The sequence below is a fragment of the Streptomyces sp. VRA16 Mangrove soil genome (assembly GCF_017377775.1).
In the GTDB taxonomy this organism is placed as follows: Bacteria; Actinomycetota; Actinomycetes; order Streptomycetales; family Streptomycetaceae; genus Streptomyces.
Map to the genome: position 1 here is coordinate 39445 of NZ_JAFVLN010000023.1, position 17435 is coordinate 56879.

The 17435-nt window shown below is 71.9% G+C and carries 18 protein-coding genes and 1 pseudogene; 6 read left to right on the top strand and 13 right to left on the bottom strand.

Features of this window, described 5'->3' with window-relative positions; translation table 11 throughout:
* Positions 1-93 precede the first annotated feature (93 nt).
* From J3486_RS39210 to J3486_RS39225, 4 genes and pseudogenes are all read right to left on the bottom strand, one after another.
* Positions 94-546 carry a DUF4442 domain-containing protein gene (locus tag J3486_RS39210; RefSeq protein WP_207828773.1) on the bottom strand — a complete coding sequence of 151 codons (453 nt, stop codon included), beginning with the start codon at positions 544-546 and terminating at the stop codon, positions 94-96.
* Between the two features lie 57 nt (positions 547-603).
* Positions 604-945 carry a hypothetical protein gene (locus tag J3486_RS39215; protein WP_207828775.1) on the bottom strand — a complete coding sequence of 114 codons (342 nt, stop codon included), beginning with the start codon at positions 943-945 and terminating at the stop codon, positions 604-606.
* Between the two features lie 56 nt (positions 946-1001).
* A pseudogene (locus J3486_RS39220) lies at positions 1002-1283 on the bottom strand (IS5/IS1182 family transposase); the annotation flags it as partial.
* 26 nt (positions 1284-1309) lie between these two features.
* Positions 1310-2029 (bottom strand): hypothetical protein, encoded by a 720-nt coding sequence (locus tag J3486_RS39225; protein WP_207828777.1) that lies wholly within the window; start codon positions 2027-2029, stop codon positions 1310-1312.
* A 489-nt stretch (positions 2030-2518) separates the two neighbouring features.
* Between J3486_RS39225 and J3486_RS39230 the strand changes: the two genes are divergently transcribed.
* On the top strand, positions 2519-2947 hold the full coding sequence (locus J3486_RS39230; protein WP_207828779.1) for a DUF4259 domain-containing protein: 429 nt from the start codon (positions 2519-2521) through the stop codon (positions 2945-2947).
* Positions 2948-3519: 572 nt separating this feature from the next.
* Here J3486_RS39230 and J3486_RS39235 read toward each other — a convergent pair.
* Both J3486_RS39235 and J3486_RS39240 read right to left on the bottom strand, forming a co-directional pair.
* Positions 3520-3696 carry a hypothetical protein gene (locus J3486_RS39235; RefSeq protein ID WP_207828781.1) on the bottom strand — a complete coding sequence of 59 codons (177 nt, stop codon included), beginning with the start codon at positions 3694-3696 and terminating at the stop codon, positions 3520-3522.
* Positions 3697-4037: 341 nt separating this feature from the next.
* Entirely contained in the window at positions 4038-4430 is a 393-nt protein-coding gene (locus J3486_RS39240; protein WP_229379318.1) for a nuclear transport factor 2 family protein, read from the bottom strand.
* A 249-nt stretch (positions 4431-4679) separates the two neighbouring features.
* Between J3486_RS39240 and J3486_RS39245 the strand changes: the two genes are divergently transcribed.
* The 3 genes from J3486_RS39245 to J3486_RS39255 all read left to right on the top strand — a co-directional run bounded on the left by J3486_RS39245 (position 4680) and on the right by J3486_RS39255 (position 8238).
* A complete protein-coding gene (locus tag J3486_RS39245) occupies positions 4680-5618 on the top strand; it encodes a hypothetical protein (protein ID WP_207828784.1) in 939 nt (312 codons plus the stop codon).
* Positions 5619-5697: 79 nt separating this feature from the next.
* The gene (locus tag J3486_RS39250; protein ID WP_207828785.1) at positions 5698-6756 is read left to right on the top strand and encodes a hypothetical protein; all 1059 of its coding nucleotides are present in this window, start codon (positions 5698-5700) and stop codon (positions 6754-6756) included.
* 111 nt (positions 6757-6867) lie between these two features.
* Entirely contained in the window at positions 6868-8238 is a 1371-nt protein-coding gene (locus tag J3486_RS39255) for an MFS transporter (protein WP_307805126.1), read from the top strand.
* A 3-nt stretch (positions 8239-8241) separates the two neighbouring features.
* Here J3486_RS39255 and J3486_RS39260 read toward each other — a convergent pair whose 3' ends face one another.
* The 4 genes from J3486_RS39260 to J3486_RS39275 all read right to left on the bottom strand — a co-directional run bounded on the left by J3486_RS39260 (position 8242) and on the right by J3486_RS39275 (position 12318).
* The gene (locus J3486_RS39260) at positions 8242-9126 is read right to left on the bottom strand and encodes a spermidine synthase (protein ID WP_207828787.1); all 885 of its coding nucleotides are present in this window, start codon (positions 9124-9126) and stop codon (positions 8242-8244) included.
* A 73-nt stretch (positions 9127-9199) separates the two neighbouring features.
* Complete coding sequence (locus J3486_RS39265; protein WP_207828788.1) at positions 9200-10036, bottom strand: patatin-like phospholipase family protein; 837 nt, start codon at positions 10034-10036, stop codon at positions 9200-9202.
* Positions 10037-10132: 96 nt separating this feature from the next.
* A complete protein-coding gene (tuf, locus tag J3486_RS39270; RefSeq protein WP_207828789.1) occupies positions 10133-11314 on the bottom strand; it encodes an elongation factor Tu in 1182 nt (393 codons plus the stop codon).
* Between the two features lie 293 nt (positions 11315-11607).
* Positions 11608-12318: a DNA alkylation repair protein gene (locus tag J3486_RS39275; protein ID WP_207828790.1), complete on the bottom strand. Its 711-nt coding sequence runs from the start codon at positions 12316-12318 to the stop codon at positions 11608-11610.
* 177 nt (positions 12319-12495) lie between these two features.
* Between J3486_RS39275 and J3486_RS39280 the strand changes: the two genes are divergently transcribed.
* Entirely contained in the window at positions 12496-13248 is a 753-nt protein-coding gene (locus J3486_RS39280) for a TVP38/TMEM64 family protein (RefSeq protein WP_229379319.1), read from the top strand.
* Between the two features lie 88 nt (positions 13249-13336).
* Positions 13337-14560: a GNAT family N-acetyltransferase gene (locus tag J3486_RS39285; protein WP_207828791.1), complete on the top strand. Its 1224-nt coding sequence runs from the start codon at positions 13337-13339 to the stop codon at positions 14558-14560.
* A 35-nt stretch (positions 14561-14595) separates the two neighbouring features.
* Here J3486_RS39285 and J3486_RS39290 read toward each other — a convergent pair whose 3' ends face one another.
* Genes J3486_RS39290 through J3486_RS39300 form a run of 3 tightly spaced genes read right to left on the bottom strand, consistent with a single transcriptional unit; the run spans position 14596 to position 17430 of the window.
* Complete coding sequence (locus J3486_RS39290; RefSeq protein ID WP_207828792.1) at positions 14596-15318, bottom strand: cupin domain-containing protein; 723 nt, start codon at positions 15316-15318, stop codon at positions 14596-14598.
* A gap of 29 nt (positions 15319-15347) precedes the next feature.
* Positions 15348-16280 (bottom strand): PmoA family protein, encoded by a 933-nt coding sequence (locus J3486_RS39295; protein ID WP_207828793.1) that lies wholly within the window; start codon positions 16278-16280, stop codon positions 15348-15350.
* Positions 16273-17430, bottom strand: coding sequence for a Gfo/Idh/MocA family protein (locus J3486_RS39300; protein WP_207828794.1), 1158 nt, complete (start codon positions 17428-17430; stop codon positions 16273-16275). The genes J3486_RS39295 and J3486_RS39300 overlap by 8 nt, the downstream gene beginning before the upstream one ends.
* Positions 17431-17435: the final 5 nt, after the last annotated feature.

The following is a 17435-nucleotide window of genomic DNA, read 5'->3' on the forward strand; positions in this document are numbered from 1 at the left end:
CATCGAGAGGCACATACCCGGCGCACTTGCCGACGCGGAGTCGGTCGGCGCCGGAAGGGCCCGGCCTCAGACCCTTCCTCCCCGGTGATCCGGTCAGCCGTTCAACCGCAGCGTCCACACCACGGTCATCTCCCCCGTGACGGCCCCGTCCTCCCGATGGATCGTGATCGCCACGGGGAACTCGGGGCGGGCACCCGCGTCGAGTTCCGCGACCACCTCGGACACCGGCCGGCCGAGCACCGCGGTCGCCGTCACCGGCCCCATCGCCAGCTTCGTATAGGCGATCTCGGCGCGCACCGCGAGCGGCACCGCGCGCGAGAGCTGATCGCCGAAGGCCGTGAGGACGATCGCGCCGCTCGCCGATTCGGCCAGCGTGAACATGGCTCCGGCGTGCGGGCCACCGACGTGGTTGTGGAACTCGGGCTGATCGGGCAGGCGCAGCACGGCTCGCTCCGGGGCCACCTCGACGAACTCCAGGTTCAGGGTGCGCACCATCGGAACCGCGGCGGCCAGCATGTCGCCCATAGAGGCGCTGTCGACTGTCATACCCCGGATGCTACTGGCGAGTAGCATCCTTGGCCATCCCCGGCCGCGGGCCCAGGCTTAGGGCGTGTTCCAGGAGTTGGTGTCTCGTCTGTCTGGCCGCCCGGGAAAGTTGCGTGAGGCCAGCCAGACGATGAGGTCAGCGGAGATCCGCCCGATGTCTGTTTCTGTGTGCACCGTGTGCTCACGACGGCTGGAGTCGCGGCGGACGATCTCGAAGCCGTCCTCATCCAGAACGGCCACGGACGCGAACCAGGTGGGGGCGTCCGTATCGGGCTCGATGACGATGAACGTGTTGTCCGCGTCGTTGAGCGCGCTGATCATTTCGAACAAGGCATCCTCGGAGGCACCCTCAATGTGGTCACCGTTCTCGCTGACCACGCCGTAGCCTCTGGCCCCCATCGGACGGTCCTCTCCCTGTGCCGGCAACCGATCAGGTCAGCATCGCATGGGGCCGGCTACAGCCACTCGTTGATCGCTGCGACCTGGACGGCCGCCAGGTATGGCACGGCCAGCTTGTCGAACCGCGTGGCCGTAGTCCGGTTGCGCTTGAGTCGGTTGATCCCGCACTCGACAGCGTGACGAGCCTTGTAGTCCTCGCGGTCAAAGACAGGAGGGCGACCGCCGGCTGCACCCCGGCGTCTGCGATGTCCTGCCTGACCGGTCGGTTCCGGGATGGTGCACCGGATACCTCAGCGCCGCAGATGGGCGCGGTTGGCCCGGGACGAGTAGGCCCGATCGCAGCGCCCCCCAGACGCTAGATCCACTAGATGTACCAATGGCCATCCCACTCGACGATTGGCCGCCGCTTCCAAGGGTCATCCACCAGCAGCGAGACAACGGGCAACTGGCCCCCACGCAGCTCGACGCAGGCGCGCCGGTAGTCATCAGCGGCTTCGACCATCTGTAGCACGGTCTTCATTCGGGGGTGCAGGTCCACATCTGGATGATCCTCAAGCCGCCAGACCGCTTCCAGCGGGTACTTCCGGTTCGGCTGGAACTCATAGAGCACGCGGTCATCACTCTGGCGGCGGAGGATCCAGATCTCTCCGTGGTGATACCAGACTTTGGCGCCGCCCTTCAGAAGCTTGGGGATCTGCAGGCCGACCACCTCGCGCTGATCAATAAAGGCCCGCCAAGCCCACCGCCTCGCATTCACGACGTCACCGAGCATCCCCTGGATGAGGGCTACGTCGGCGGCGATGGGCGGACGCCGAGGCCCCGGCTCCAGCTCCAGGCTGTAGGCCTCCATCAATGCCGCGAGGGCCTGACGCAGTAGCCACTCCGAATCATCAGCACAAGACGCGTCCTCGATATACAGGCGAGCACGACGCCACGGCCCTTCCGTCAACCGCTTCACGTCTTGCTTCAACTCTTCGAGCTGCTTGACCTGCTCAGTCTGCAGCCGCAAAAGATCCCGGAGCAGGTTGCTCAGGAACGACCCGGCCACACCCCTTGCGACCGACGCCGACAACTCCACGATCACAACGAACCCCCGTTCGCCCGATCAGCACCTCGCAAGCAGCCAAGCATCAAGGAACCGGCGGTGGCATCGACCGGAAGGCGTATTCATCCCGCGCATGCGAGGGGTGGGATTGCCCCGCTCAAGCCGTGGGAGGACGCTGAACGCGACGGAGGCCGCCATGGGCTGGGTCGACCGTTGAGGATCGTTGGACCAGTCGAAGTCCACGCTGTCGCCTCGATCGTGACCGTCTACACCGCCATGAGTGATGATCGAGCCTCAACGGTCCAATCAGTCACCCGCGATGATGGCCGCAGTCCGACTCCCGACTGACCGGCGTTGCAGCGAACTCCGCCCAACCCACCTCCGACCCCTTTCGGTCGAATACGTGGTCACCCTCCGCGGTCGCTCCCCAAGATCTGTGCCAGAACCTAAGCGAGTACTGCTCGCACAGTGACCGCGATGTCAGCGGCTGATGCGAGGATCCCGGCGCAGCCATACGAGGAGATCAACATGGGAACCTGGGACACTGGCCCCTTCGACAACGACACGGCCGCGGACTTCGCCAACGCTCTCGACGCCGCCAGGCCCGAGGAGCGCGCGGCACTGATTCGTGGCGTTCTCACGCGCACCGTCGATGCCGTCGGCTGGCTCACCGGAGGAGAAGAAGCGGTGGCCGCAGCCGCGTTGATTGCGGCGCAGTGCCCTGGCGGCGAGCCGATCGACACACCCTGCGGCCCTGAAGAACCCCTGCCCGTCTTCCCTGACGATCTTCGGACGCTCGCGGATGAGGCCCTCGCCCGCGTCATCAGCGAGGAGGCCGGGCCAGCCTCGAACTGGGTCGACCCGGCAGATTGGAAGCAATGGCGAGCCAACCTCACCCGTGTTCGCACGGTCCTTGCCCCGCCAACACCGTCGATCCCGCTGTTCGATGTCGAGTAGTGACATAGCGTCTCCCCTGCCACAAAACCTGAGCCAGACCCATGGCGCGTGAATAGAGCCGGCCAGGCATGCGGTGGGACGGGGGAAGTGCCGACGCCCGCCGACAACGAGGACGACGGGCAGGCCGGCGGACGCTGTCTTCAGCCCGCGTCTGGCAGCTGCTCATCCCCGGGCAGGGGTGGTACCTCCTGGAGTCCGGCCGCATTCCTCGCCTCTCGCCGGGGGTTATTCACCAGCCTCTGGACCGTCTGCGGCCGTAACCCCAGTCGCCGCGCCATCGCCTCGACCTGCATCCCGCGGTCGTGCGCCGCCTTCAGCGCCAGGTTCCGGCGCAGGATCAGCCGAGCCCTCGCCGTCCTGCCCGCCACCCACCGCTCCAACGCCGCCGCCTGCCACAACTGAGCCTGGCCGGATAACTGGTTCCACCTGTCCTTCACGACGCCCCCAGTGGTGAGAAACCATCAGTTGAGCGTTCACCGTCAGGTGGAAGGCCGGCTGCCGCAAGGGCGTAGAACGGCGCACGACAGCGCCCCCGCTACCGCGAGAGGCGGAAGCAGGGGCGCGGAGGTGGGTCAGGCGGCCTCCTGTCCCAGCTGCAGCGAGCCTTCACCACCCAGCCGGCGATGCAGATACCGCAACCCCTGCACCGTCACCCGCAGCTGCTTCGACAACACCTGCTCCTTCGTCCGCGGATGCGCGTACGACGTCTGCCGCTCCACCAGGCGCGCGGCATGCTTCGCATACGACACGCCATTGTTCCCGCAGCGCGAAGTCGCCCTCGGTCGAAGCCAGAACATCCCAGGCCTGCGCCGATGGCTCCAACTCCGCGACGCGAGCCTCCAGTTTCTTGTTCTCCCGCACCTTGCCCAGCAGGTGAACCAGCGCCTCCTCATAATCCTGAGGGAGGGCGGGGGTCTGGTGCACCTCGGCCTCGCGGGTTTCACGGCGAAGTACACGAGGGCCGACCGAATCTCCTGCTTGCGGGAGTCGCCCCTCATCGCCGTCAGGTACGCGGCATAGCGGGAGAGATCGAGGTCAGCGACGCTGCGATTCTGGCCGCGCGCGTTCCTCAAAGTCGGGCTGTGCCTGGTCAACCTGCCTTTGTCGTCCCGCCCAGGGGAGTTCGGCGCGACGACAGTTTGCGATGGCTGATCCGCCAGCCGTCAGAGGTGCGAACGACGGTGTCGTCATAGGAGACGGAACCGCAGGAGCCATCCGCCTTGATACCCAGCCCCTTGGAACGGACCTGTACCTGGCCGTCCGTCGACGCCGTGACGACGACGTTGGTCACGTGATGCGCGACAGGGTTGGCCCCTCCCAGCGCCCATGCCGCTTCTCGGACGGCCGCCACCCCCGATAGCGGTTCCTGGCCGAAGTCGGTGAGGTCGTAGACCACATCGGCGGTGAACAACTCCTCGAACCGGTCAAGGTTTCCGTTGTCAACGAGATGACCATGCAGCGAGATCAGTTCGATGATGGCCAAGCGATCTTCAAGAGCGAGCGACACACGTGTCCTCTCCGACCCGGCGTGGAAGGCACCGGGCCAAGAATCGATCCGACGTCAGCACGGCACCACACCGCTCAATGAATTGGGCCGCAGCCGGCAAGAGCAGGCCCCTTGCACGGCGCGATCGTCTCCTACCGGCGGTCAGCCTGCCACCGACTTGTCTGACTGCGCCCTGGCCCGTCAGAGGAAGCACGACTTACGGGACAGGCCCTAGGCTGACCTCCCATGTGGCCAGGAGAGCAGGGTCCGGGGGACGGCACACACCCTCCGCAGGACCGCGCGTCGAACCCGTACCTCCAGCCGGGGTACCACCAGCAGCAGCCGTGGAACTCACCCACGCAGCCGGGCAGTTCGCCGCCTCCGCCGTCTCCGGGGCGCGGTCGTCGCACGGCCGTGGTGGCGGTCGCGGCGGGGGCGGCCGTGGTGGTCGCCGCGTGTGTCACCGGCGTCCTGCTGATCGGCCGCGACGGCGGCGACGATCCGGCGCCCGGCCCCACCGGGTCCGGCCGCAGCACCCGGGCGTCGCCCACCGAGTCCGGCGATCCGCGCCGGGGCGGCGGGGTGAAGGCCACGGTCAAGGGCTGGAAGCCGGTGGTGAATCCGAACGCCGGTGTCGCCTTCGACGTGCCGGCGCAGTGGGCGCTCAAGTCCGAGGACTGGGTCACCTCCGTCGGTGACCCGAAGCACCCCGACAGCGACGCCCTCCTCATCGGCATGCGGGCTCCCGCGTTCCTGAAGGAGAAGTGGTGCTCGGCCGACTCGGACCGGGACGGCACGAAGGACGACTGGCCGCTGGGGTTCGCCGGCAGCCGGGGCGGCAACGGAGCGCGGACACCTCAGGAGGCCGCCCGCAGGGACGCCGCCGACTGGGTCTACGGCATGTACGCCCAGCGGCGCGATCAGGTGCACTCCGACGCGAGCCGGTCCTACACGACGGCGTCCGGCCTCACCGGGACGCTGGCGTCCGCCTCCTCCGACGGCGTGGCGAAGAAGGACCGTTGCACGACCGAGGGGAAGGCGACGACGTTCTCGTTCCAGAACCCGGACGGCGACATCCTGTCGTGGTCGTTCGTCGGCCCCGCCGGGGTGAAGGACGAGGTTCCGGATGCGACGATCCGCCGCATTCTGGCCACCATGCGGCTCGTCGACACCCAGGACTCCTGAGCGCCGCGCGGGCAACCGTTGCACGTCCGGTACAGGGCGGCGGCCTCACCGTCCTCAGGAACCTCTATCGTTTACGGCCATGTGGCCAGGACAGCAGCCGCCCGGGGGCGAGCAGAACCCGCAGGACGCGAACAACCCGCACCAGCCGGCACAACAGCCGGCGCCCAACCCGTACCAGCAGCCGGGCTATCAGCAGCCCAACCCCTATCAGCAACAGGGGTACCAGCAGCCGAACCCGTACCAGCAGCAGCCGAGTTGGAACGCGCCGACGACCCCGCTCGGCGGCCCTCAGCCCTCCGGGCCCGAGGGCTCCGGCGGCGGCGGTGGCGGCAACACGACGAAGTGGGTCGCGATCGGCGCGGCCGTCGCCGTGGTCGTCGCCGCGGGCGTGACCGGTTTCCTGGTGCTCGGCGGTGACAAGGACGACGACGCGAAGGGCGGCGACAGCACGCCCAGCGCCTCGCAGTCCGCGGGCAAGGCGCCGAGCGCGAGCGCGTCGGAGACCTCCAACCCGCGGGACGGCAGCGGTTCGGTGCAGCCGACCGTGTCCGGCTGGAAGGTGGTCGTGAACCCCAAGCGCGGCGTCGCCTTCGACGTGCCGTCGGACTGGGAGGTCGGCTCCGACTCGCAGATGATCGGCTTCGAGGACGTCACCGGCAAGAAGTCCACGCCGCTGATCCTGATGTCCGCGCCCGCCTTCTACAAGTCCAAGTGGTGCGGCGACGACGAGGACAAGGACGGCACGACCGACTACCGCAGCCTGGCCGCCGTCGGCACCAAGGGCGCACAGGGCGCCAAGGACACCGACCAGGTGGCCGTGAACCAGGTCGGCTGGTGGGTGTTCGGCGCGTTCACCCAGCCGGACAAGAAGAGCCTGACCGTCGACAAGAAGGCCGAGAAGTTCACGACGGCCTCCGGCATCGAGGGCAGCGTCGCCTGGGCGCGCTCCAAGAACACCCCGCAGAAGGGGAAGTGCGCGAGCGACGGCCGGGCCATCACCTTCGGGTTCCAGCAGGCGGACGGCGACTACGCGGCATGGAGCCTGTACGCCGCGACCGGCGTCAAGGGTGCGGTCTCCGACAAGACGATCATGAAGATCCTCAGCACGGTGCGGCTGTACGACGCGAACGAGTCGTGACGGCGGGCCGGGCGGCGCGGGCGCCCGGCCTCTGCCCGTGCCATCGGCTTGGCAGCGGCGGCACTGCACATCGGCTTGGCAGAAACGTCACTGACCAGGGATAGTCCCCCAGTGACCACCTCAGCCGCCGCCTCGAAGAGCCCGCGCCGCCCCGCGTGGGCCGGGCGCAACTACACGCTGCTCGCCGCCTCCGCGTTCATCACCGCGATCGGGGCGAACGGGGCGCTGATCGCGTCCGCGTTCGCCGTCCTGGAGGCGGGGGGCGACGGCGGCGACGTGGGTCTGGTGGCGGCGGCCCGCACGCTGTTCCTCGTGGTCTTCCTGCTGATCGGCGGCGCCGTCGCCGACCGGCTGCCGCGCCACCATGTGATGGTCGCGGCCAACACCCTGAGCTTTCTCTCGCAGGGCGCCTTCGCGCTGCTCGTCCTCACCGGCGAGCCCCGGCTGTGGCAGATGATGGCGCTCAGCGCGCTCGGCGGCACGGGCCAGGCGTTCTTCAGTCCCGCGGCCGAAGGCATGCTGATGTCGTCGGTCACCGGGGAACAGGCCAGCCGGGCTTTCGCACTGTTCCGGATGGCGATGTCCGGTGCCGCGGTGGGCGGCGCCGCGCTCGGCGGCGCGCTGGTCGCGGCCTTCGGTCCGGGCTGGGTGCTCGCGGTGGACGCGGCCGCGTTCGCGGTGGCCGGCGCGCTGCGGTGCTTCCTCGACGTGAGCCACATCGCCCCGCGCGCCCCCGGCGGCGGGCTGCTCTCCGATCTGCGGGACGGCTGGCGGGAGTTCGTCTCGCGGCCCTGGCTGTGGGGCATCGTCGCGCAGTTCTCGGTGGTGGTCGCCGCGGTGGGCGCCGCCGAATCGGTCTTCGGTCCCCTCGTGGCGCGCGACGAGCTGGGCGGGGCCGGGCCGTGGGGCTTCGCGCTCGGCGCGTTCGGCGTCGGCACCATCCTCGGCGGCCTGCTGATGATGCGCTACAAGCCCAAGCGGCTCCTGTTCGCGGCGACGCTCTCGGTGTTCTTCCTCGCCCTGCCGTCGGCGGCCCTCGCGATCCCGCTGCCGCTGCCCGCGCTCGTGGGCGTGATGTTCGTCAGCGGCGTCATGATCGAGGTGTTCGGCGTCTCCTGGATCACCGCCCTGCACCAGGAGATCCCCGAGGAGAAGCTCTCCCGCGTCTCCGCCTACGACTGGTTCGGCTCGGTGGCCATGGTCCCCGTGGCCACCGCCCTCGCGGGCCCCGCCGAGTCGGCGTTCGGCCGCACGGCGTCCCTGTGGGGCTGCGCGGCGCTGGTCGTCCTGGCGACCGGCGCGGTGCTCTTCGTGCCCGACGTACGCAATCTGCGCCGCCGCGAGTCGACGGAGGTCGCCCTCGGCGCCGCGGCCCCGGGCCCCGGTCCGGACGAGTCGGCCGGAGTGACGGGGACGGTCTCGGCGGCCGTGGCGGGGGCGGACGCCGCACCGGTGCCACCCCGGCCCGCGGAACAGGACTGACCCTCACCCCACGCTGAACGAGCCCCCGGGCGGCTCCGGCGACGGCACCGCGTCCGCGTCCGTCACCACCGCGGCGTCCCCGATGAAGCGGCGCAGCGCCCGCCCGTGCTCGACACGGGCCGGGAACGCGTCGCGGGCCGTGCGGCGGGACAGTTCCTGCACGTCGAAGTCGGCCCGGGAGGCGAGCAGCACCGCGTTGCCGAAGCGCCGGCCGCGCAGCACGGCGGGCTCGGCGACCAGCGCGACATGGGCGAACACCGCGGAGAACGTGGCGAGTTGGGAGCGCAGGAAGGCGAACGGCGCGCCGTCGGCGAGGTTCGCCGCGTAGGTGCCGCCGTCGCGCAGCACCCGGTCCGCCTCGCGCGCGTACGCCACCGTGGTCAGATGGGCCGGGACCCGGGAGCCGCCGAACACGTCGGCGACCAGCACGTCCACGCTGTCCTCCGGCGCCGCCGCCAGCCACGCGCGCGCGTCCCCGCCGTGCACGGTGATGCCCGCGCCGCCGTCCGCCAGCGGCAGATGCTCGGCGACCAGGGCGCGCAGCCCGGTGTCGGCCTCGACGACGTCCTGCCGGGAGCCGGGCCGGGTGGCGGCGACGTAACGGGGCAGCGTGAGGGCGCCGCCCCCGAGGTGCAGCACATCAACCGGCCGCCCCTCGTCGCCGGCGCAGTCCAGTACGTGACCGAGGCGTCGCGCGTACTCGAACTCCAGGTACTCGGGGTCGTCCAGATCCACGTACGACTGGGGCGCCCCGTCCACCGTGAGCAGCCAGGCCCTGCGCCGGTCCACGTCGGGCAGCAGCTTGGCCGTGCCGTGGTCGACGGCGCGGGTGACGGGGACCGGGTCCAGTAGCGGCTCGGGTATCGGCTCGGGGTCGGATGCGTTCACGCGCCCATTGTGCCGGGGTCCCGGCGGCCGGGTGGCCACGCGCACACGGTCCCGGCCGCTCCCGGCCGCCCCGTCACCACGTCCGCGCCACCTCCGCCGCGTGCGCGGCCGCCTGGGCGAAGCCGGCCCGGGCGGCGGGCGCCCGGCGGGCCGGGTCGAGGCCGTTGCGGCCGAAGGCGGTGCGGGCCGCCCGGTCCGGGGTGATGAGCGTGACACGGGCCCCGGCGTCGGCGAGCCGGGCCGCCTGGGTGCGGGCCGCGTGCAGCACGCCGCCGCCGGCCGCGATGGGCGCGATCACGACCACCCGGTCGTGCCCGGCGGCCAGGTGGGCGTTGGCCGGTGAGCGCGTCCCGCCGTCGATCCAGCGGGCGCCGTCGAGGGTGACGGGCGGCCACACGCCGGGCACGGCGCAGCTCGCGGCGACGGCGTCCACGAGTCCGACCCCGCACGCGCCCTCGAAGACGCGGAACTCCCCGGTGTGCGCCTGCACGGCGGTGACGAGCAGCCGCCGCTCGGGCCAGTCGTGCGACAGGAGGCGGCCCGCGATGACCGCGCGCCGGGCCGCCTCGTCGGGGGTGCGGGCGGCGAGGGCCATCCGGCCGAGCTTGCGTCCGTAGGACTCGATGGTGCGCGAGGACAGCGCGGCGCGGGCGTACCGGAAGGTCGCCGCCGAGCCGAGGTGTCCGGTCAGCTCGCCCGCGGGAGCGGCGAGCTGACGCTCGTACAGCGTCGTCGGGGTGAGTTTCCCGGAGGTGAGCTGTGCGCCGACGACGGCGCCCGCCGAGGTGCCGATGACCGTGTCGGCGTCCCACAGGTCGGCGCCCGCCCCGGCGAGCCCGTGCAGGATTCCGGAGATCCAGCCGATGCCGGCGAGTCCGCCGCCGCCGAGTACGAGTGCCCTGTCCGCCACCGCGACCTCCCACGCCCGGCCCGTCCCCTGCCGGCGGACCGTGTGACGTACGGGGGCGGGCCCGGGACACCACGGTCCCGGACCCGCCCCCGCGGCTCACTCGACGGACGTCACCGTGCCCGCGCCGACGGTCCGCCCGCCCTCGCGGATCGCGAAGCCGAGGCCGGACTCCAGCGGCACGTCACGCCCCAGCTCGACCGTCATGGCGACGGTGTCGCCGGGCCGCGCGACGGCGACCTCGCCGAGGTCGATGTCACCGACGACGTCCGCGGTGCGCAGATAGAACTGTGGCCGGTAGCCGGTGGTGACGGGCGTGGCCCGTCCGCCCTCGGCCGCCGACAGGACGTACACCTGCGCGGTGAACCGCCGGGCGGGACGCACGCTGCCCGGCTCGGCGACGACGTGCCCGCGGCGCACCGCGTCGCGCGCGACGCCGCGCAGCAGCAGGGCGACGTTGTCCCCGGCCTGCGCCTCGTCCATCGGCTTGCCGAAGGTCTCGACGCCGGTGACGACGGTCTCCCCTTCCTTCAAGGCATCGGCTCCGTACACGCGCACCCGGTCGCCGACCCGGACGCGCCCGCGCTCCACGGCACCGGTGACGACGGTGCCGCGTCCGCTGATCGTCATGACGTTCTCGACGGACAGCAGGAACGGCGCGTCCACGTACCGCTCGGGCATCGGGACGTACGTGTCCACGGCGTCGAGCAGCGCCTCGACGGCCGCCGTCCAACGGGGGTCGCCCTCAAGGGCCTTGAGCCCCGAGACCCGTACGACGGGCACGGAGTCGCCCCCGTAGCCGTGCGCGGAGAGCAGCTCGCGGACCTCCAGCTCGACGAGGTCGGTGAGCTCCTCGTCCCCCGCGTCGGCCTTGTTGAGCGCGACGACGATGTGGTCGACGCCGACCTGCCGGGCGAGCAGCACGTGCTCGGCGGTCTGCGGCATGATCCCGTCGAGCGCGGAGACGACGAGGATCGCCCCGTCGAGCTGGGCGGCGCCGGTGACCATGTTCTTGACGTAGTCGGCGTGGCCCGGCATGTCCACGTGCGCGTAGTGCCGGGTGTCGGTCTCGTACTCGACGTGCGCGATGTTGATGGTGATGCCGCGCTGCGCCTCCTCGGGCGCCTTGTCGATGCGGTCGAACGGGACGAACGTCCCCGTGCCGCGCTCGGCGAGGACCTTGGTGATGGCGGCGGTGAGGGTGGTCTTGCCGTGGTCGACGTGGCCCATGGTGCCGATGTTGAGGTGCGGCTTGGTGCGCACGTATGCCGTCTTGGGCATGGCTGGGTGTTCCTTTCCGGAACAGAAAAAGTGCGGCCTCCTGTGAGTGAGGCGGGGACCCCTGAGCCGGACCGACCCTCCCCCTGCGGGGTCCGCCGGAATGTCCGGAGAGGGTCAGCTTCGCGCGCCGTCAGCAGCTGCGGCTGCGGCTGCGTATGCGGCCGGGAGAACGGCAGCCTGAGCAGCGTCCGCGACTGCGGACGTAGCTGCGAGGAAGGCGTGCCGGAACATGGTGCAGATCATCGCCGACCCGTCGCCGCGCGTCGAACGATTTTCCGCGCCTCACACGGCAGTTACGCCGTTACGTTCTTCAGGGCCTCCCGCACCGACAGCGGCGCGAGCACGTCCCGGTGGGCGGCCACGAAGGCCCGTACGGCGTCGGGGTCGGTCTTGGCGTACTCGCGCAGGGCCCAGCCGATCGCCTTACGGATGAAGAAGTCGGGGTGCCCGGCCTGGCGCAGGCAGTAGGCGAAGAGCCGGTCGGCGTCGGTGGCGTCCTTGAAGCGGAGCTGGTGCAGGAGGGCGGTCCGCGCGACCCACAGGTCGGCGTCCTCGATCCACGCGTCCATGACGGCGGTCAGCTCCGGGTCGGCGGCGACGAGGCCGCCGACGACGTGCGCGGCGAGCAGATCGACGGTGTCCCACCAGGGCACGGTGGTGATCAGATGCCGGGCCACCGGCAGGAAGCCGGACGACAGGCGGCGGACGTGGCGGCGCAGACAGTCCACGGCGAAGTACGCGTACTCGCGCTCGGGCAGCGCCCAGCAGCGCAGCGCGAGCGCGGTGAGGTCGCTCTCCGTGGGCCGCGGGGCGGTCCCCTTCAGGACGGCCTTCGACAGTTCCCTGCGCGCCGGGGACGGCAGGCCGAGGAAGGGGGCGACGTCCTTCATGTACGCGCGCATCCGCGCGGCCCGCGCCGGGTCGGCGGCGGCGCCGTACACGGCGGGCAGCCGGTCGAGGACGAGGTCGGCGTAGGCGCTGGGCGGCACCGCGGCGACGGACATGTTCTCTCCCCTGTGCCGGGTCGGAAGGTACTGGTCGGAACGTGCTGGTCGGAATGTGCGGGTCGGCACGTGCTGGTCGGCACGTGCTGGTCGGAACGTGCTGGTCAGGACGGGATGGTCGGGAAAGTGAGACACAACCTACGGCGATCTTATGTACGGGTCGGTTACTCTCCCCGGATGCTCGACACCGTCCCCGCCCGTCCCGCCGGGCTCGCCGCGCGCTGCTCCAGGGTGCTGTTCTCCCCCTGGTCGCGGCTGTCGCTCCTGGTGATGCTGCTGGCGGCGGCCGCGACGTGCGTACTGCTCTTCGAGCCGCAGCGGCTGCTGGAGAACGGCTGGCCGCAGCAGATGACGGGCGCGCTGGCGCTCGTCCTGTTCGCGGTGGCGTACGGCCTGTGCACGGTGGCGTTCGTGCCGCGGCCGCTGCTCAATCTGGCGGCGGGCGCCCTGTTCGGTTCGCAGCTCGGGCTGCTCGGCGCGATCGGCGGGACGGTGATCGGCGCCGGTGTCGCGTTCGGCCTGGGCCGGATGCTCGGCCAGGACGCGCTGCGCCCGCTGCTGCGCGGCCGGTGGCTGCAGGCGGCCGACGGCCAGCTGAGCCGGCACGGCTTCCGCTCGATGCTGGCGGCGCGGCTGTTCCCCGGTGTCCCGTTCTGGGCCGCGAACTACTGCGCGTCGATCTCCCGGATGCGCTGGGCCCCGTTCCTGCTCGCGACGGCGCTCGGCTCGATCCCGAACACGGCGGCGTACGTGGTCGCGGGCGCCCGCGCCTCGGCCCCGACGTCCCCCGCCTTCCTGATCGCCATGGGGTTCATCGCGGTGACGGGCCTCGGCGGCGCGCTGGTGGCCTGGTTCAAGCGGCACAAGTGGAGCCCGGCGAAGAGCACGCAGGCCCCCGACGCGGTGGCGCCCGAGCCCGCGCGGCGTTAATTCGCTTGACCCGGTCACGGGTGATCGCTGCATGGTGTCCCGGCGCCACCCGTCGTGGTGCGGGAACTCCGAGGAGGCAGCACCGGCGATGGAGATACGCCCCACGACCGACGAGGACTTCGACGTCTTCCTCGACACCGTCCACACCGCGTTCGGGCGGTTCACCGAGACCCCGGTCGACGGCGGCGGGCTCTGGTGGTCGGCGCTGGAGACGGAGCGCTGTCTGCTCGCCGTGGCCCCGGACGGGCGGCCCGTCGGAACAACCGCCGCGTACTCCTTCGAGCTCACCCTGCCCGGCGGGGCGCTCGTCCCGACGTCCGGAGTGACCGCCGTCGGCGTCCTGCCCTCGCACCGGCGCCAGGGGGTGCTCGGCGCGATGATGCGGCACCAGCTCGGCACGGTGCGGGCCCGCGGTGAGTTCCTCTCCGTGCTGCTGGCCTCCGAGGCCCCGATCTACGGCCGGTTCGGCTACGGACCGGCGACGTACACGCAGCGGCTGACCGTGCAGCGCCACCAGGCCGACCTCGCGCTCCCCCGGGCGCACGCGACGGCCGACGGCGCACCGGCGGCCGGGTCGGTCGAGGTGCTGCGCGGCGCCGACTGCCGTGACCTGCTCGAAGAGGTCTACGACCGCTATCGCCGCGCCCGGCCCGGCGCGCTGTCCCGGCCGCACCGCTGGTGGGCGCTGCGCGCGGGCCAGCCCCCGGTCGCGCCGGCGCCGCGCTTCGTCGCCGTCCACCGGGACGCCGCCGGTGTCGCGGACGGGTACGCCAGCTACTCGATCGGCGACGACCGGACCCTGACGGTCGACGAGACCATCGCCACCGACGACGCGGTCGTCACGGCCCTGGCCCGGTTCGTGCTCGGCCACGACCTGGTCTCCAAGGTGGTGTTCCGGCACGTGCCGCCCGGGCACCCGCTGCGCTGGCAGCTCGCGGACTTCCGCGCGGGCGAGGTGGGGGGCGACACCGACTGGCTGTGGGTGCGGCTCCTCGACGTCCCGCGCGCGCTGACCGCGCGCGGCTGGTTCACCGACGGCGAGCTGGTCCTCGACGTCGAGGACCCGTTCCTCGCCGAGCACGGCCGGTATCTGCTCACGGTCAGGGACGGCAAGGCCGACTGCGTCCCCACGGACCGGGAGCCCGACCTGTCCCTGGACGTGCGGGACCTGGGCTCGGTCTACCTCGGCGGGACCGCCCCGAGCACGCTGGTGCGCGCCGGTCACGTCCGCGCCCACCACCCGGACGCGGCGGCCGCCGCCGACGCCCTGTTCCGGGGCGAGCGCCCGCCGCACTGTCTGCACTGGTTCTGACCGGCCGGGTCACCGCGAGGTGCCCCGGCCGGCGCTCAGGCCGACGGCCCCGGATACACGTCGAGCCGCCCGCACATCCCGAACTTCCCCCGTGCGGAAGGGAGTTCCGAGCGGACCACGGCATCCTCAAGGTGTCCGGCGTCCCCGGCGGCGAGCCGGTCGAGCTGAATCCCGGTCGCGGCGGACGCGGCCGCCGCCCCGCGCTCCCACCGCTCCCGCCAGGCGTCGAGCCGGTGCCGTACGAGACGGGCCGCCGCCGCGTGGAAGGCGGCCAGTTCCTCCGGGTGCTCGCGCAGCCGCAGGTACCCCTCGACGGCGAGGTCGCGCCGGGCCCGCGCCACCCGCTCCTGCTCCGCCTCGGGGGCGTCGGCGGGGATCGCGGTGGCGGCCGCGTACGTCTCCGGGTCGGTCAGATGCTCCGGCGGCAGGGTGAGAACCGCGTCGCCGGCCTCCGGGAGCCCGCCGTTCTGCATGAGGACGACGATGCGCAGCTCCCCGTCCTCGTTCACCAGCCGGTGGATGGTGCCGGGCGTGAACCAGGCGACGGTCCCCGCGACGAGCGGCGTCTCCTCGAACCCCGACGCGGTGAGCGTCTGCACGGCGCCCCGCCCGCCCGTGACGACGTACCCCTCGCTGCACGTGAGGTGCAGATGCGGGGTGCCGCCGCAGCGGCCATCGGCGGCGGGCCAGTCGTACACGGACAGGTGGGACACGGCGACACCGCCGGGCAGGCCCGCGAACGTCCCGCCCGGGCTCACCGCGGGTGCTTTGCGAGGTACTTCCGGGCTCACCACGGGTGCTCCGCGAGGTACTTGGCGATCTCCTCCCGCTCCCACGCGCCGTCGGCGACGACGACACGGTAGCGGCGGGTGAGGGTGTCGCCGGGCTCCAGGACCAGTTCGTCGTGGAAGGCGAGGGAGGGGGCCACGGCGGCGAACGGTTCGTTGCGCACGAACCAGTGCGCCGGGTGCGCCCCGTCCCGCCCGGCGTGGTCGTTCTCCGGGGCGTGCTCGAAGACGAGCGTGGCGTGCCCGTCCATGCCGTCGTGCTCCCCGCTGTACGCGAGCCAGGGCGCCTGCGTGCCCATGATCTGCGGCCCCTCCGCGTCGGCGGTCTGCACCCGGCCCTCACGGAAGGCGCGCGGTCCGCGCCAGAACAGGCCGGTGTAGCCCGCGAGTTCACGCCCGTGGGTGGTGGGGCTGCCGAAGCGGAGCGGTTCGGCGCGGCGGTTGGTGACGGCGCTGGTCCAGGTCAGCGTCCAGGAGCCGGTGACCGGGTCGACGTCGCGCACCTCGATGCGGCGCGCCTCCTCGGCCCACAGTTCACCGTCGTACGGGTGCCAGGTGAGCCGCTCGGCGATGACGAGACCGCCGTCGGCGTCGGCCTCGATCGCGTCGAAGCCGATGTGCGCCATCGACCCGACACGCTCGGGCAGCGCGAGGTAACCCTCCCCGTGGACATAGGAGTTGCCGCCCCATAGGTTCTGCCCGGAGAGGTGGGAGGCGGTCATCTGCAGGCCCTTGTGCCAGCGGTGGTCGTTGGGCCGGTAGTCGGTGACGGCGGCACCGGCGAGGGTGCGGATCGGGTGGAGGTACGGCTTGGGCGCCTCCCACGCGGCCTCGGGCTTGTAGACGTAAGCGAACAGCTCGACGCCGGTGGTGGGTTCGGTGACGGTGACGCGCTCGCCGTGGGCGTGGACGACGTGCAGCGGTTCAGCCATGGTCGGCCTCCTGGGTGGGCGCCCAGCCGGGGGCGCCGCCGTGCAGGGCGGAGTAGTACGGGTCGCCGGGGCCGATCTCCCCGGCGTGGACGGTCACGTCGGTGAACGCCGACTTGTACAGCGCGGCGATCAGCTCCAGGCTCGTCCGCCCGTCGGGCCCGCTGCTGCGCGGCCGCTCACCGGCGCGCATGGAGGCAACGAGCTCGCGCAGCTGGGCGAGGTGCGAGCTGGGCACGTCCTCCCCGAACGCGCGCCAGGACGCCACCAGTTCGGCGGGCACGTCGGGGGCCGGGGTGATCGTCCAGTCGGCGTTCCCGTACCCGTACAGGTGGGTCAGCTCCAGCGTCGCCCGCTCGCAGTCGATGCGGATGCGGCTGACCTCGTCGGGGCTCAGCACGCTGTTCACGACGGTGGCGAGGGCGCCGCTCTCGAACCGCACCAGGGCGGTGGACACGTCCTCGGTCTCCACGTCGTGCACCAACCGGCCGGCCATGGCGCGGACTTCGGCCCACGGCCCGAGGATGTCGAGGAGCAGGTCCATCTGGTGGATGCCGTGGCCCATCGCGGGGCCGCCGCCCTCGGTGGCCCAACGCCCGCGCCACGGAACGGCGTAGTACTCGGTGTTCCGGTACCAGGTGGTCTGGCAGTGCGCGACGAGCGGCCGCCCGACCTCCCCCTTGGCGAGCAGTTCCCGCACGTGCCGGGCGCCGGAGCCGAACCGGTGCTGGAACACGACGGCCGCGTACGGCCCGCCGTCCGCCCCTTCGGCGGCCTCGATCGTGTCGAACTCCTCCAGCGAGGGACACGGCGGCTTCTCGCACCACACCCAGGCGCCGGAATCCAGCGCGGCGACGGTCTGTTCGCGGTGCAGGGTGGGCGGCGTGCAGATGGTGACGAGGTCGGGCCGCTGCTCGTCGAGCATCCGGCCGAGATCGGTGTAGGGGTGCGGTATGCCGCCGTCCGCGCAGAAGGCGCGCACGGCGGCGTCGTCGATGTCGACGGCCGCGACGACCTCCGCCTCCCCTTCGGCGGCGAGCTGCTGGAGGGCGGGCAGATGGCTGCCGCGGGCGATGCCGCCGGTGCCGACGATCGCGGCCTTGAGGCGGTGGGTACGGGGGCCTGAGCGGTGTGGGGCGGGGGCGTTGCGCATGGGCG